The following is a 14,842-nucleotide window of genomic DNA, read 5'->3' on the forward strand; positions in this document are numbered from 1 at the left end:
AAATCTTATCTTTATAATATGGTAAAACCAAGATTGCTTATTTTATCGGATTTATTTGGAGGAAAAGATCCGGAGTGGGTAAAAAACTACACGGATTTATTACGGTCTAAATTTGAAATTCAATATTATGATGTTCTTGAATTAGCCAATATTAATGTTTCTAACCTTAAAGAAACAGATATCCACAATCAATTTCTTAACGACGGAATTGATAACGCAGTAGAAAATTTACTTAAATTAGAAAGGGGTAAAGTGGTAATTCTAGGATTTAGTATCGGAGGAACTATTGCCTGGAAAGCAGCTTTAAAGACTTTAGAAGTTTCTCATTTATTTGCCGTTTCATCAACTCGATTGCGATATGAAACGGAATCTCCAAATTGTAAACTGAAACTTTATTTTGGAGAAAAAGATCCAAACAAACCCAACTTAAAGTGGTTTTTGGATTTGAATCTTACTCATGAAATTCTACAAAATCAGAATCATCAATTATATTTAGAAGAAAATAATTGTTCCTTGATTTGTGATGATATTTTAAAATCTTTATTTTAAAAATCGTTTGTGATTGTGAATTAAGGTACGGTTAAAAATCATTTTTTGCTTATATTTCTTAAACTATACTAATTTGGTAGAACTTGGTTGTTCATTCTGTTACTTTTCTCGTTCAAAAAGCTTATTTTTGTTGCAGAAAAATATGCAGCTTGTTTATTTTAGCAAATTTAAAATCAACATTCTGCAATCTAAAATATAAAAATGCTTTCAAAGAAAACAAAATACGGAATTAAAGCCCTTACATATTTAGCTAGACGAGAAAATAACGATCCCGTACAAATTGCTGAAATTGCCAAAAGTGAACATATTTCAATTAAGTTCTTAGAAAGTATTCTATTATTGCTTAGAAACTCTGGTTTTCTTGGTGCAAAAAAAGGAAAAGGCGGAGGTTATTATCTGATAAAAGATCCAAAAGATATCAGTATGGCCAAAGTTTACCGTATTCTCGAAGGACCTATTGCATTACTTCCGTGCGCGAGTCATAACTTTTATGAAAAATGTGATGATTGCGATGACGAAACAACCTGTGCAGCAAGACGATTAATGACTGAGGTAAGAGATAATACACTTAAAATACTTGAAAGTAACTCATTGGCAGATATTGCATTTTAAACAATTCTGTTCTTAATAAACATAAAAAAGGCCATTTCAATAATCTTATCGAAATGGTCTTTTTGTATTTTCAGAAAGGATACTTATTTTAAAAAATCAATTTATATCCAGCCAGGAAAAGCATCACTGCAATGGCGTTTCTAAGAAATAAATCAGGCACTTTTCCGCTTAACATACTTCCGATAAAGATTCCGGGAAGAGAACCCATTAATAACTGAGCTAATAAAGTCAAATCTAAATTTCCCATCGAAGCGTGTCCAATTCCGGCAACAAGAGTTAACGGAACGGCGTGAGCAATCTCGGTTCCTACTAAACGATGAGTAGGCAAAAGCGGATAAAGAAAAAATAGCGTAACTGTTCCCAGAGCTCCGGCGCCAATAGAAGTTAATGTTACAGTTGCTCCTAATAAAACTCCAATTCCTATAGTAAGCATATTTTGAGTATGACTTTCACTATGAAATTTATCGCCGGCATGTTTTTGAGAAAAACGTAATAATCTTCTTTTAAATAAAATAGCGACCGATGTAAAAAGCAGTGCCCAGCCTAAACTGTATTTTATTACGGCATTAATAGTTGTAATGTCAGTTTTAATGCTGTTTAAAACCCAAAGAGTTAGCAAAGCAGCAGGAACACTCCCTAAAGTAAGCCATCCTGTTATGGACCAGTTTATGTTACCTTTTTTATGATGTACAAATACGCCTCCTATTTTGGTAAAAGCTGCGTATAATAAATCGGTACCAACTGCAGTCGTTGGAGGAATACCAAACCACAATAAAATAGGAGTCATTAAAGAGCCGCCTCCAACACCTGTTAATCCAACCACAAAACCAACGACTAAACCTGCAATTACGAGACCTATTTGAAAATCCATGAATAAAAATTTGCAGTAAAAATAATGACAATTTTATAATTATCCTATAGATATGGTAGACATTAAGAGGCGTATTTAGGAAATGATAAAAAATGTAGACTTATGTTGTTGAAATACAGTGAAATATGGTTTTTAACTTATTAAATTGTTTTGTTAAATTCTTTAAATGGCTCTTTTGGTTAATCTTATGATAATTAGAAGTGTAAAAAATTAAAATATTGTTTTGATATTTAGAAATAAATAGTAATTTTGCCTCTCAATCTACTAGCCCGATAGGGTAATGGATTTTAAAACCAAAACGAATCATCCAAATATGGAAAACGAGCTAAAAATAAATACTATTGATGTTAAGTCAGATGTATCAATAAAAGAAAAATTATGGGTTGTAATACCTGTTGTTTTATTGGTTGGCTTGCTATCAACATTAGTTTACAATCATTATGCTGAATTTTCCTGGAATGGATTTGTTAGCGGTTTTAATCAAGAATTTTTAGTCTTTTTTGCTATTGGTGTTTTTGCGCAATTAGTTGATGGAACTTTAGGAATGGGTTACGGAGCGACTTCTACCTCATTTTTATTAGCTTACGGAGTTCCGCCGGTTGTAAGTAGTACAGGAGTTCACGTTGCAGAAATGTTTACTACGGGAGCTTCGGCAATTTCACACCATCGATTTGGAAATATCAACAAAAAACTGGTAAAAAACTTATTGATTCCGGGTGTTTTAGGTTCAATTATCGGAGCTTATTTATTATCAGATGTTATTAACGGTGATGTAATAAAACCATTTATTGCGGTTTACATGATTGTTTTGGCAATTATAATTATTAGAAAAGCTTTAGTTAAAAAGATCATTAAAAAGAAAACTAAAAAATTGGGAATTTTGGCCACGTTTGGAGGTTTTATGGACGCTGTTGGTGGCGGAGGTTGGGGGCCAATTGTAACATCAACATTATTAGGAAGAGGCAGAAATCCAAGATATACAATAGGTTCTGTAAATGCCGCTGAGTTTGCAGTTTCATTTGCAAGCGGAATTACTTTCATGCTTTTTGGAGGAATTCACGGTTGGCAGGTTATTATAGGTTTGATTTTAGGAGGAGTAATTGCGGCGCCAGTTGGGGCTTATTTGTTGAATAAAATCAAAAGAAAACCAATGATGATTGCTGTTGGGATTTTAATTATATTATTGAGTTTAAAAACATTATCTAAATTATTGTAATATTTTTTAGAAAGGAAAAAGAGAATATGAGTGCGACAATTATACAATCATTATTAGATAAAACGAAAGATTTTTCGCTTGACGAAACATTAGTTTTTTTAGCTAAAGAATATCCGGGGAAAGTGATTTTTTCGACTTCTTTTGGTCAGGAAGATCAGGTAATTACAGATTTTATTGCAAAAAGTAATACGGATATTACCATCTTTACTTTAGATACCGGAAGATTATTTCAGGAGACTTACGATGTTTTTCATAAAACATTAAAAAAGTATAAAAAACAAATTGAGGTTTATTTTCCTGAAGCTACGGCAGTAGAAAATTTATTGAAACAAAAAGGACCAAATAGCTTTTACGATTCAGTAGAAAACAGAAAAGAATGTTGTTTCATCCGAAAAGTTGTTCCTTTAAGAAAAGCTTTGGCAGGAAACTCAGTTTGGATTACAGGTCTAAGAGCAGAACAATCGGAGAATAGGCATGATTTGAATTTGTTTGAATACGACGGAGGTTTTGAAATCATCAAATTCAATCCATTATTAAAGTGGTCTTTAGAAGAAGTTGAAGCCTATTTATCAGAAAAAAATGTTCCTCAAAATGCTTTGCACAAAAAAGGTTTCGTAAGTATTGGATGTGCGCCTTGTACGAGAGCAATTTTTCCAGGAGAAGATATCAGAGCCGGAAGATGGTGGTGGGAATCAAGTCATAAGGAATGTGGGTTGCATAGCGCCAAAAAAGAATAAAGATGAAAGAGTCAAGAATATAGATTTTAAGTTCCGGAGGAACGATTTATATTGTAGCGTCGGGTTTCAACCCGATGAAGATTTAAATTATAGCATCGGGTTTCGATCCGATGGAGATTAATGATCGCAACGTCTTGAATTTTCGAGATCAAACGTTGAAAAAAGCAACAAACAAAAAACACAGAATAACGATAGTTTATAGGTTTTAGATTAAACTCACAGCGATCTAAAACTAAAAAAAACTGTCAAGCATTAAACAAAATATCAAATGAGTTCAGTATTAAAAACAAACGCTTTAGAGAGTGAAGCGATATACATTTTCAGAGAAGTAATTTCACAGTTTGACAAACCGGTTTTACTTTTCTCAGGAGGAAAAGATTCTATAACATTAGTACGTTTGGCGCAAAAAGCCTTTTTCCCTGCAAAAATTCCGTTTCCTCTTTTGCACGTTGATACGGGACATAATTTTCCTGAAACAATTGCTTTCAGAGATAAATTGGTTGAAGAATTAGGATTAGAGTTAATCGTTCGTAATGTTCAGGATGCTATTGATGAAGGAAAAGTAGTTGAAGAAACTGGGAAATATTCTAGTAGAAACAGCTTACAGACAACAACACTTTTAGATGCTATCGAAGAATTTAAGTTTGATGCTTGTATTGGTGGTGCGCGTCGTGATGAAGAAAAAGCAAGAGCAAAAGAACGTATTTTTTCAGTTCGTGACGATTTTGGTCAATGGGATGAAAAAAATCAGCGTCCAGAATTGTTTGATATTTTGAACGGAAAAATAGAAAATGGTCAAAACGTTCGTGTTTTCCCAATTTCAAACTGGACAGAATTAGATGTTTGGAGTTATATCGAGAAAGAACACATCGAGATTCCATCAATCTATTTTTCACATAAAAGAAAAGTTTTTTTGAGAGACGGTTTAATCTGGTCACATTCTCCTTTTGTGTATCAGGAAGAAGACGAACAAATCGAAGAAAGAATTGTTCGCTTCAGAACCGTTGGAGATATGAGTTGTACAGCTGCTGTTGAATCGTATGCAGCAACAATCCAGGAAGTTGTTGGAGAAATCAGAACTTCGACTATTTCTGAAAGAGGAGCCAGAATCGATGACAAACGTTCTGAAGCTGCAATGGAGAAAAGAAAACAACAAGGGTATTTTTAATAATTATGAGTTATGAATTATTAATGCAATTCGGAACGTAGTTAAAGTCAAAATCAGAAAAACAAAAAACATACAGATTTAAATTTAGTTGAAAGGGAAGCAAACGTGAAACTTGAAACAAAATTTTTAAACCTGAAACAAAATTACAAGAATGGAAGTTTTAAAAATAGCAACAGCAGGAAGTGTAGATGACGGAAAAAGTACTTTAATCGGAAGATTATTGTATGATACAAAATCATTGACTACAGATAAAATTGAAGCAATCGAAAAAAGCAGTAAACAAAAAGGTTACGACTATCTTGATTTTTCATTGGCAACTGATGGTTTAGTAGCAGAGAGAGAACAAGGAATCACAATTGATGTTGCTCATATCTATTTTTCGACTGCAAAGAAAAGTTACATTATTGCAGATACTCCAGGTCACGTAGAATACACAAGAAACATGGTTACAGGAGCTTCGACTTCTCAGGTTTCTATTATTTTAATCGATGCCAGAAAAGGTGTAATTGAGCAGACTTATCGTCACTTTTTTATCAATAATTTATTGAGAGTAAAAGAGGTAATTGTTGCGATAAACAAAATGGATTTAGTTGATTATTCTGAAGAAGTTTTCAATAAAATCAAAGCCGATTTCCAGGCATTAAATGCTAAAAGCACATTTAAAGAGCAAAACGTAAGTTATATTCCGTTAAGTGCTATCAACGGTGGAAATGTAGTTGATAAATCGGAGAATATGACTTGGTATGATGGACAAACTGTTCTGGAACATTTAGAAGGATTGCATTCTTCAGATGTTTTTGAAGCAGGAAAAGCACGTTTTCCGGTTCAGACTGTGATTCGTCCAAAAACTGAAGAATACCACGATTTTAGAGGTTACGCAGGAAAATTATACGGAAACTCCATTAAAGTTGGAGATGCTGTTACGGTTCTTCCTTCCTTAACAGAATCAAAAGTTTCAAAAATTCATTTTTTCGATAAAACATTTGACGAAGCCGTTGCAGGTTCTTCTATCACAATCGAATTAGAAAATGATATCAATGTTACAAGAGGCGATATGATTGTAAAATCATCTGAACTTCCAAAAATTGAAAAAGAAATCACAACAACAGTTTGTTGGATGGACAGTAAAAAACTGGTTGCGGGTACAAAATATATTGTACAGCACAACACAAACTCGGTTTTAGCAAAAGTAGAAAGTATCAAAAATACAATCTCAACCGATTATTCAGGAACAAAAGAAGCTTCGCAATTAGCGATCAACGAAATTGGAGAAGTAACCATCAAATTAAGCAAGCCTTTATATTTTGATGCCTATAACGATAATAAATCAAACGGAGCTTTCATCTTAATTGATACAGCAACGAATACAACAGCAGGAGTAGGATTCATTCGCTAGTTTCACTGCTGTAAGCAATAAGCTTTAGGCTGTAAGCTTTTAGCAAAAAAACGTATAACAAGGTACGCAAGAAAGCCTACAGCTTATTGCCTAAAGCCTGAAGCAAGAAAACACAAAGTTAAAAAAGCTTATAGCCTACAGCTTAAAGCCTAAAGCCAGAAATAAAATGGAAAGTTTTAGAACAGAAATAGAAAATCCGATAGTTCAGAAAGAAATTATCGATTTAGAAAAAAAGATTCATTTATTCCGTGGAGGAAAAATTGATGATGAGCGTTTTCGTAGTCTTCGTTTAGCACGTGGAATTTACGGACAACGTCAGGAAGGCGTTCAAATGATTCGTATTAAATTGCCTTATGGTAAAGTAACCAGCGAGCAATTAGTACGTATTACTAAAGTTTCTGATGAATATTCTACCGGACGTTTGCATATTACAACACGTCAGGATATTCAGATTCACTATGTGAGTTTAGATAGAACTCCGGAACTTTGGGCAAATCTGGCAAAAGACGATGTGACGTTGCGTGAAGCTTGTGGAAACACCGTTCGAAATATTACAGGAAGCGAATTGGCTGGTGTAGACGTTAACGAACCATTTGATGTTTCGCCTTACGCACACGCTTTATTTCAATATTTATTAAGAAATCCGATTTGTCAGGAAATGGGACGTAAATTTAAAATTTCGTTCTCATCATCTGATGAAGATACCGCTTTGAGTTATTTGCACGATTTAGGATTTATTCCGAAGATTGTTGATGGCGTTCGTGGTTTCAAAATCATGTTTGGTGGAGGTTTAGGATCTCAGCCAGCACATGCTGAATTACTTTCAGAATTTGTACCTGCAAACGAAATCATTCCAACAGCAGAAGGAATCATTCGTATTTTTGACAGATATGGTGAGCGTGCAAAAAGAATGAAAGCACGTATGAAATTCTTAATCAAAGAAATGGGAAGAGATGTTTTCCTTGATTTAGTTGAAAAAGAGAAAAAAGCAATCGCTTTTGAAACATACGAAATTGACACAACCGCTTTTGAAGGACCAATTGCAGAGCCTTTGTTAGAAGTTCCAAAAGTTGCAATCGAAGATACCGCAGCTTATGAAGCCTGGAAAAAATCGAATGTAATTGCTCAAAAACAAGCAGGTTATTACGCGATCGGAATCAAAGTTTTATTGGGAGATTTTTATACCGATAAAGCGAGATTATTAGCCGCTTTAATTAAAAATTATGCAGCAAATGAATTACGTTTTTCATTGCGTCAAAATATTGTAATACGTCACGTAAAAGAAGAGAATTTACCTTTCTTTTATCAGGAATTAGCTAAGCTGGACTTTGTTCATTTAGGATATAATTCTACAGCAGATATTACAGCATGTCCGGGTACAGATACTTGCAACTTGGGGATTGCAAGTAGTACCGGAATTGCAGAAGAACTTGAAAAAGTTTTAAATGCAGAATATCCACAGTACTTAAACAATCAGGAAATTGAAATTAAAATTTCTGGTTGTATGAATGCTTGCGGACAGCATAATATGTCAGCAATTGGTTTTCAGGGAATGTCAATCAATTCAGGAAAATTAGTAGCTCCGGCTTTACAGGTATTATTAGGCGGAGGAAGATTAGGAAATGGTGCAGGACGTTTTGCAGATAAAGTAATCAAAATCCCAAGCCGTAGAGGACCAGATGCATTGCGTACAATCTTAAATGATTTTGACAAAAATGCAAACGGAGAAAAATTCTTAAACTACTACGATCTAAAAGGAGAGAAATATTTCTATGAAATCTTAAAACCTTTCGCAGATGTAACGAATCTAACAGAAGCTGATTTCGTAGACTGGGGTAACGCAGATAATTATGTAAAAGCAGTTGGAGTTGGAGAATGTGCCGGAGTTGTAATTGATTTGGTTGCTACTTTATTATTAGAAGCCAAAGACAAATTGACATTCGCACAAGAATCTTTCGACAAAGGAAAATGGTCAGATGCAATTTACCATGCTTATGCAGGATTTGTAAATGGAGCAAAAGCATTATTGCTTGCAGAAAACGAAAAAACTAATAATCACGCTGGAATTGTAGATTTATTTGATACTGTTTTCATTACAACATCTAAAATCGAATTACCAACAACATTTAGAGAGTTGGTATATCAAATTAATCAAACAGAGCCTTCAGAAGCGTTTGCAAAACAATACATTCAGGAAGGAATTGCATTTTTTGATACAATAGAAAAATATAGAGCTCAAGAATTAGCAAATGCTTAATATCAAACCTAAAGTAACTTTAGTTGGTGCAGGTCCCAGCGATCCGGATTTGCTTACGCTGAAAGGTGTAAAAGCACTTGCTGAAGCAAATGTGGTTTTATACGATGCATTGGCGAATGAAGAAATATTAGCTCACGCTCCTAAAAATGCCATCAAGATTTTTGTTGGAAAAAAGATAGGAAATCACGCTTATACGCAAGATCAAATCAATCAATTGATTGTTGATAATGCTTTAACGTACGGAAATGTAGTGCGTTTAAAAGGTGGAGATCCGTTTATTTTTGGACGTGGAAGCGAAGAAATAGAATTTATTGAAAGCTTCGGAATTGAGACAGTTGTAGTTCCTGGAATATCTTCGGTAGTTGCAGTTCCGGCAAGTCAGGGAATTTCGATTACAAAAAGAGGAGTTTCAGAAAGTTTTTGGGCGATTACAGGAACAACCTCTGATAGAAAATTATCTTCAGATGTGGCTTTGGCAGCTCAATCTTCTGCAACGGTTGTTATTTTGATGGGAATGCACAAATTGCCTCAAATTATCGATTTATTTCAAAAGGAAAACAAAGGCGATTTGCCCGTAGCGATCATTCAAAACGGAACAACTTCTGATGAGAAAGTAGGAGTTGGAACAGTAGATTCTATTATAGGAATTGTAAAAGAGAAAAAACTGAGTTCACCAGCAATTATTGTTCTTGGAAACGTTGTTCGCGAAAGCAATAAATTAAAAGGATTTTACGAAGAATTTCTATCAAAAGAAATCGCTCGATAAAGTTTCGAAGGAACGATTCATATTGTAGCGTCGGGTTTCAACCCGATGATGACAAAGTAAACGTTGGATTTTAAAACCGGAATTTAATCCTGTTAAGAATAAATCATCTAATTTTGATTAGATGAAATTAAATTAAAATGGAACAGAATGAATTATATCCAATATTCTTAAAACTTCACAATCTAAATGTATTGATTGTGGGCGGAGGAAATGTTGGTTTAGAGAAGTTGTCTTTCTTATTAAAGTCAAGTCCAAATGCAAATGTTGAGGTTGTAGCGCCAAATTTCCATTTAGAAATTAAGGTTTTAGCAGAGCAACATCCTTCGATTACATTAACAAAATCGAAGTTCAAAAAGAAAATGCTCAAAAAACGTCACATGGTAATCGCTTGTACCGATGATTTAAAAGTCAACAAAAAGGTATACGAATTGTCCCGAAAGCGTTATTTGATTTGCAATATTGCCGATACGCCGGATTTATGTGATTATTATTTAGGCGGAATTGTAACGAAAGGAAATGTAAAAATAGCCATTTCGACCAACGGAAAATCTCCAACAACCGCAAAAAGGCTAAGGGAGTTTTTTGAAGAGGTAATTCCGGATGATATCAACAAAATGGTCGAAAACCTGAATGAATATCGAAAGACGTTGAAAGGTAATTTTGAAGATAAGGTTAAAAAAATGAATGAGATAACTGATTCATTAAAAAATAAAGAGTAAAAAGTTTCTCAAAGAAATGAAATGATAAAAATCATTGAAATTAGAATAAATTATTCGTTTCTTTGTGTTATTAAGAATGATTATAAACAACAAGCATAATGATTAAAACAGATATACTTATAATTGGAGCAGGACCCACAGGTTTATTTGCCGTTTTCGAGGCAGGATTATTAAAATTAAAATGTCATATTTTAGATGCTTTGCCACAAGCAGGAGGACAACTTTCAGAATTGTATCCAAAAAAACCTATTTATGATATTCCTGGTTTCCCGGAAGTTTTAGCAGGAGATTTAGTTGATAACCTACAAGAGCAAATTAAGCAATTTGAGCCAGGTTATACACTAGGAGAAAGAGCTGAAACCATCGAAAAACAAGAAGACGGAAGTTTTATCGTAACCTCAAATAAAGGAACTAAATTTCATGCGCCAGTTATTGCCATTGCAGGAGGTTTAGGAAGTTTTGAGCCACGTAAACCACTTATCGAAGATATTGAGTTTTATGAAGATAAAGGAGTGAAATACTTCATCAAAAATCCGGAGAAATTCAGAGACAAAAGAGTTGTAATAGCAGGAGGAGGAGATTCAGCATTAGACTGGAGTATTTTCTTGGCAAATGTAGCTTCAGAAGTAACTTTGATTCACCGTAGAAATGAATTTAGAGGAGCTCTTGATTCTGTAGAAAAAGTACAGGAATTAAAAACGTCTGGAAAAATCAAATTAATCACACCTGCAGAAGTAATCGGAATCAATGGTGCTGAGCACGTTGAATCACTAGATATCGAAGAAAACGGAGCACACCGAAAAATAGAAACAGATTTCTTTATTCCACTTTTCGGATTGACGCCAAAATTAGGACCAATCGCAGACTGGGGATTAGATATCGAGAAAAATGCAATCAAAGTAAACAACGCATTAGATTACCAAACTAATATTCCGGGAATCTTCGCAATTGGAGACGTTAACACCTATCCGGGAAAATTAAAATTAATTCTTTGTGGTTTCCACGAAGCAACTTTAATGTGTCAGGCGGCATACCAAATCATTAATCCTGGTAAAAAATACGTATTGAAATATACAACAGTTTCAGGAGTTGACGGTTTTGACGGAACTCGTAAAGAAGCGCCAAAAGCGGTCGTTAAAGCGATAGTTTAGTTTTTAAGCTTCTAAGCTTTTTATATTAAGTAAAGCTCAAACTTGTTATCAAGTTTGAGCTTTTTTTATTCGTACCTTTGTGATACATAAATTTTGAATATCATGGATTTAGAGGCTAGAAAATATCAATTTATTCAAAAATTGGTGAAGGTAGAAGATGAGAGCGTTTTAGAAAAACTGGAATTGATTTTGAATGCAAATCAAAACGATTGGTTTGATGAATTATCGGATTCGGAGAAAGTTGAAATTCAAATAGGTTTAGATCAAGCTGAAAAGGGCGAGTTTGTAAGTCATGAAGAGGTTATGAAAAGATTTTCGAAATGGCATTAAAACTTATATGGACGACGCAAGCTGTTAAAGGTTTTAATAAAGTTGTTGATTATTTGGAAGCAAAATGGACAGCAAAAGAAATTCTAAACTTAGAGTATAAAATTCAGCAAGTCATTGATCAAATTAATCTTAATCCAGAACAATTCCCTAAATCTATAAAAAGTGAGTCTTTGTATAAAGCTATTGTAGACAAGAATAATTACTTGGTTTATAGGATAAATAACGAATCTAAGATTATAGAAATAATCAATTTTAGAGGAACAAAACAAAAGCCAAAACACTAAAGTCAATTTTAAACTTAGATATTCAGAACCTCAGAACCTAAAAAAAATGGCTTTCGACGAAGACAACGCACAAAGAATCCGAACGTTTCTACAATATAAAGAAGCTGACTTTTTCGAAAAGAAAATGTTTGGCGGACTTGTTTTTATGGTAGACAACAAAATGTGCTGTGGAACCCGACTTGACAAACAAACGGGAGAAAATCTCTTGCTTTGCAGAATTGATGATAATGCCTATGCAGATGCAATAGAAAGAGATGATATAATACCAATGTCAAGCTCTGAAAGACTAATGAAAAACTACATTTTCGTCACTGAAAACGGTTGGCAAAGAAATAAGGATTTAGAGTTTTGGTTACAGCTTTGTTTAGATTTTAATCCGCTTGCAAAAGCAAGCAAGAAAAAATAACAGCCAGAATTTTAATGGGTATAGAATGTATAAATACTAATTAAAATTTTAAACTTAGAACCTCAGTCCCGAAGCTTCGGGATTGCAACTTAGAAACTTAAAAAAACATTTGCAAGTCGCAAGGCTATTTCATACCTTTGCACTGTTCTTAAAATTATTGAAAGTTATCACGAAAGGCGGAGGGAAAGACCCAATGAAACCTTAGCAACCCTTTATCATAAAGAAGGTGCTACATTCTACTTAATACAAATTCATTGTATTTAAGATAGATAACACAAATACATAAAAGTATTTCCTAAAACTCTTCCTGACAACATACAATACTATTTTACTGAATTCAGTATTATGAGCGAATCATTGACGCATTTTTTGCTGTCATTAGTTCCCGCTGTACACAATATCTTTTTATTCTGAACCCCAGAATAAAAAGGATATTTGCTTCCATCGGGGCTAGTTAGCTTACAATAGTGAATTTTTGGAATTAATGTGAATCAAAACGCGTATCCTAACAGGTTTTCAAAACCTGTTAGGTATGTTTTAATAATAGAATAAAAAACTTAGCAGCTTAGTGCCTTAGAACCTTAGAAGCTAAAAGACAAAAAAAATGGCAATAACAATTCAGGAAGCAATAAAAAAAAATATCCTAATCCTTGACGGAGCAATGGGAACAATGTTGCAACGCTATAATTTCTCCGAAGAAGATTTTCGTGGAGAGCGTTTCAAAGATTTTCCACATCCCCTAAAAGGAAACAACGATTTACTATCCATAACACAACCACAAGCAATCCGCGATGTCCACGCCGCTTATTTTGAAGCGGGTGCAGACATCGTAGAAACCAACACTTTTTCAGGAACTACGATCGGTATGGCCGACTATTTCCTGGAAGACTTGGTTTACGAATTAAACTACGAATCGGCTAAAATTGCCCGAGAAGTAGCTGATGAATTTACAGCTAAAAATCCGGAAAAACCACGTTTCGTTGCCGGTTCAATTGGCCCGACAAACAGAACCGCAAGTATGTCTCCAGACGTAAACGATCCGGGTTACAGAGCCGTAACGTTTGATGATTTGCGAATTGCCTACAAACAACAAGTAGAAGCCTTAATGGATGGTGGCTGCGATTTACTTTTGGTAGAAACAATCTTTGATACTTTGAATGCTAAAGCAGCACTTTTTGCCATCGAAGAAGTAAAAGACGAACGTAATTTGGATATTCCGATTATGGTTTCAGGAACGATTACCGATGCTTCAGGAAGAACACTTTCCGGACAAACGGTTGAAGCATTCTTGATTTCAGTATCACATATTCCGTTATTGAGTGTTGGTTTCAATTGCGCTCTTGGGGCCGATTTGTTAAAGCCATACCTTAAAACATTAGCACAGCATACTAGTTTTAATGTTTCGGCGCATCCAAATGCAGGTTTACCAAACGCATTCGGACAATATGATGAAACACCAGAACAAACTCAGGCATTTATTAAAGAATATTTAGACGATAATTTAATCAACATAATTGGTGGTTGTTGCGGAACAACTCCGGATCATATTCGATTAATTGCGGAAGTGGCAAAGGATTATAAGCCGAGAGTGGCGCCGGTTTTTGCGTAAAGTTTTCATTTGATATTAGATGTAAATTGTTGAATAATCAAGAAAAAAATATATGGAAGAGTATAGATTTGAATATATAGATCAGATAAAATCAATATTTCTCTGTATAAGCCTGCCTTTTATATTTTATTTAGTGTTTTCTGTAATGAATTCAATCGATGGAAATATTTTTAATGTCTACATCATTATACTAATACCATTAAGCGTTTCATTTCTTTTTTATTGGTTAAATAGAAATAGGATTAAAATTCAATGTATTGCTAGAATAGGAGATAAAAATACTGAAATTGAAAGCTTAGGAAAATTAAGAATCGTTTGTTTTGAGGAAATATCGAGTTATAGAATTCAAGCAAATAATAGTATTTCTAGTGTATTGATTAATTTAAAAGGAAGTGAAAAAATTAAACTTTCTACATATTCACAGTTTTTTCATAAATCTAATACATTCAATGAATATTGTTTCGATTTAGAAGATGCAATTGACAGTTATAAAAATAAATATAATATTGAAATTAAAAGAGAAAAAACTCTTTTTGAGAAAAAGCGGTTTCTACCATTTTTAATAATTTTTTCAATCATTTGTGGATTATTATTTATCATAAACACAAAGTATGAAAATTATAATTTATGGCCATTTATCTTTCCAGTATTGTGGCTTTGGGCAGGGTACTTGGAGCAGATCAAGAAAAAGGCTATGTAATTTAGATGCTTCTAAAAAACAGAAAGTAATCATAAAACGGAATATCGCGTGAGTGATAGAAGTGGATAGCC

Annotated in this window: 16 protein-coding genes and 1 riboswitch; of the genes, 15 read left to right on the top strand and 1 reads right to left on the bottom strand. The window is 33.8% G+C overall.

From position 1 onward, the window contains the following. The first annotated feature begins 18 nt into the window (after positions 1–18). Positions 19–549, top strand: a complete 531-nt coding sequence (locus tag LPB88_RS01065; RefSeq protein WP_230711969.1) for an alpha/beta hydrolase — start codon at positions 19–21, stop codon at positions 547–549. A 201-nt stretch (positions 550–750) separates the two neighbouring features. Further along, positions 751–1,161 carry an Rrf2 family transcriptional regulator gene (locus LPB88_RS01070; RefSeq protein WP_099710601.1) on the top strand — a complete coding sequence of 137 codons (411 nt, stop codon included), beginning with the start codon at positions 751–753 and terminating at the stop codon, positions 1,159–1,161. A gap of 88 nt (positions 1,162–1,249) precedes the next feature. On the opposite strand, the gene LPB88_RS01075 is transcribed toward LPB88_RS01070, so the two are convergent. Then, positions 1,250–2,032, bottom strand: a complete 783-nt coding sequence (locus LPB88_RS01075; protein ID WP_230711970.1) for a sulfite exporter TauE/SafE family protein — start codon at positions 2,030–2,032, stop codon at positions 1,250–1,252. 313 nt (positions 2,033–2,345) lie between these two features. Between LPB88_RS01075 and LPB88_RS01080 the strand changes: the two genes are divergently transcribed. The 13 genes from LPB88_RS01080 (at position 2,346) to LPB88_RS01140 (ending at position 14,771) form a co-directional block, all read left to right on the top strand. After that, positions 2,346–3,248 (top strand): sulfite exporter TauE/SafE family protein, encoded by a 903-nt coding sequence (locus LPB88_RS01080; protein WP_230711971.1) that lies wholly within the window; start codon positions 2,346–2,348, stop codon positions 3,246–3,248. Positions 3,249–3,274: 26 nt separating this feature from the next. Continuing rightward, positions 3,275–3,985, top strand: a complete 711-nt coding sequence (locus LPB88_RS01085; protein WP_230711972.1) for a phosphoadenylyl-sulfate reductase — start codon at positions 3,275–3,277, stop codon at positions 3,983–3,985. Positions 3,986–4,253: 268 nt separating this feature from the next. Continuing rightward, the gene (gene cysD, locus LPB88_RS01090; RefSeq protein ID WP_026983843.1) at positions 4,254–5,153 is read left to right on the top strand and encodes a sulfate adenylyltransferase subunit CysD; all 900 of its coding nucleotides are present in this window, start codon (positions 4,254–4,256) and stop codon (positions 5,151–5,153) included. Positions 5,154–5,304: 151 nt separating this feature from the next. Continuing rightward, the gene (locus tag LPB88_RS01095; protein ID WP_042566296.1) at positions 5,305–6,549 is read left to right on the top strand and encodes a sulfate adenylyltransferase subunit 1; all 1,245 of its coding nucleotides are present in this window, start codon (positions 5,305–5,307) and stop codon (positions 6,547–6,549) included. A gap of 166 nt (positions 6,550–6,715) precedes the next feature. After that, entirely contained in the window at positions 6,716–8,806 is a 2,091-nt protein-coding gene (locus LPB88_RS01100; protein ID WP_230711973.1) for a HEPN domain-containing protein, read from the top strand. Next, positions 8,799–9,572 (top strand): uroporphyrinogen-III C-methyltransferase, encoded by a 774-nt coding sequence (gene cobA, locus LPB88_RS01105; RefSeq protein WP_230711974.1) that lies wholly within the window; start codon positions 8,799–8,801, stop codon positions 9,570–9,572. The genes LPB88_RS01100 and cobA overlap by 8 nt, the downstream gene beginning before the upstream one ends. A gap of 137 nt (positions 9,573–9,709) precedes the next feature. Continuing rightward, positions 9,710–10,291 (top strand): bifunctional precorrin-2 dehydrogenase/sirohydrochlorin ferrochelatase, encoded by a 582-nt coding sequence (locus LPB88_RS01110; protein ID WP_230711975.1) that lies wholly within the window; start codon positions 9,710–9,712, stop codon positions 10,289–10,291. A gap of 98 nt (positions 10,292–10,389) precedes the next feature. Then, positions 10,390–11,442 carry an NAD(P)/FAD-dependent oxidoreductase gene (locus LPB88_RS01115; RefSeq protein WP_230711976.1) on the top strand — a complete coding sequence of 351 codons (1,053 nt, stop codon included), beginning with the start codon at positions 10,390–10,392 and terminating at the stop codon, positions 11,440–11,442. Between the two features lie 102 nt (positions 11,443–11,544). Next, positions 11,545–11,772: a hypothetical protein gene (locus LPB88_RS01120; RefSeq protein WP_089354622.1), complete on the top strand. Its 228-nt coding sequence runs from the start codon at positions 11,545–11,547 to the stop codon at positions 11,770–11,772. Further along, positions 11,763–12,056, top strand: a complete 294-nt coding sequence (locus LPB88_RS01125) for a type II toxin-antitoxin system RelE/ParE family toxin (protein ID WP_089354621.1) — start codon at positions 11,763–11,765, stop codon at positions 12,054–12,056. The genes LPB88_RS01120 and LPB88_RS01125 overlap by 10 nt, the downstream gene beginning before the upstream one ends. Before the next feature lie 46 nt (positions 12,057–12,102). Then, complete coding sequence (locus tag LPB88_RS01130; RefSeq protein ID WP_230711977.1) at positions 12,103–12,462, top strand: TfoX/Sxy family protein; 360 nt, start codon at positions 12,103–12,105, stop codon at positions 12,460–12,462. A 161-nt stretch (positions 12,463–12,623) separates the two neighbouring features. Beyond that, a riboswitch (SAM riboswitch) is annotated at positions 12,624–12,738 on the top strand. A 328-nt stretch (positions 12,739–13,066) separates the two neighbouring features. Further along, positions 13,067–14,071: a homocysteine S-methyltransferase family protein gene (locus tag LPB88_RS01135; protein ID WP_230711978.1), complete on the top strand. Its 1,005-nt coding sequence runs from the start codon at positions 13,067–13,069 to the stop codon at positions 14,069–14,071. A 52-nt stretch (positions 14,072–14,123) separates the two neighbouring features. Then, positions 14,124–14,771, top strand: a complete 648-nt coding sequence (locus tag LPB88_RS01140) for a hypothetical protein (RefSeq protein WP_132022492.1) — start codon at positions 14,124–14,126, stop codon at positions 14,769–14,771. Positions 14,772–14,842 lie beyond the last annotated feature (71 nt).

The sequence above is a fragment of the Flavobacterium sp. JAS genome (genome assembly GCF_020991455.1).
GTDB lineage: Bacteria > Bacteroidota > Bacteroidia > Flavobacteriales > Flavobacteriaceae > Flavobacterium.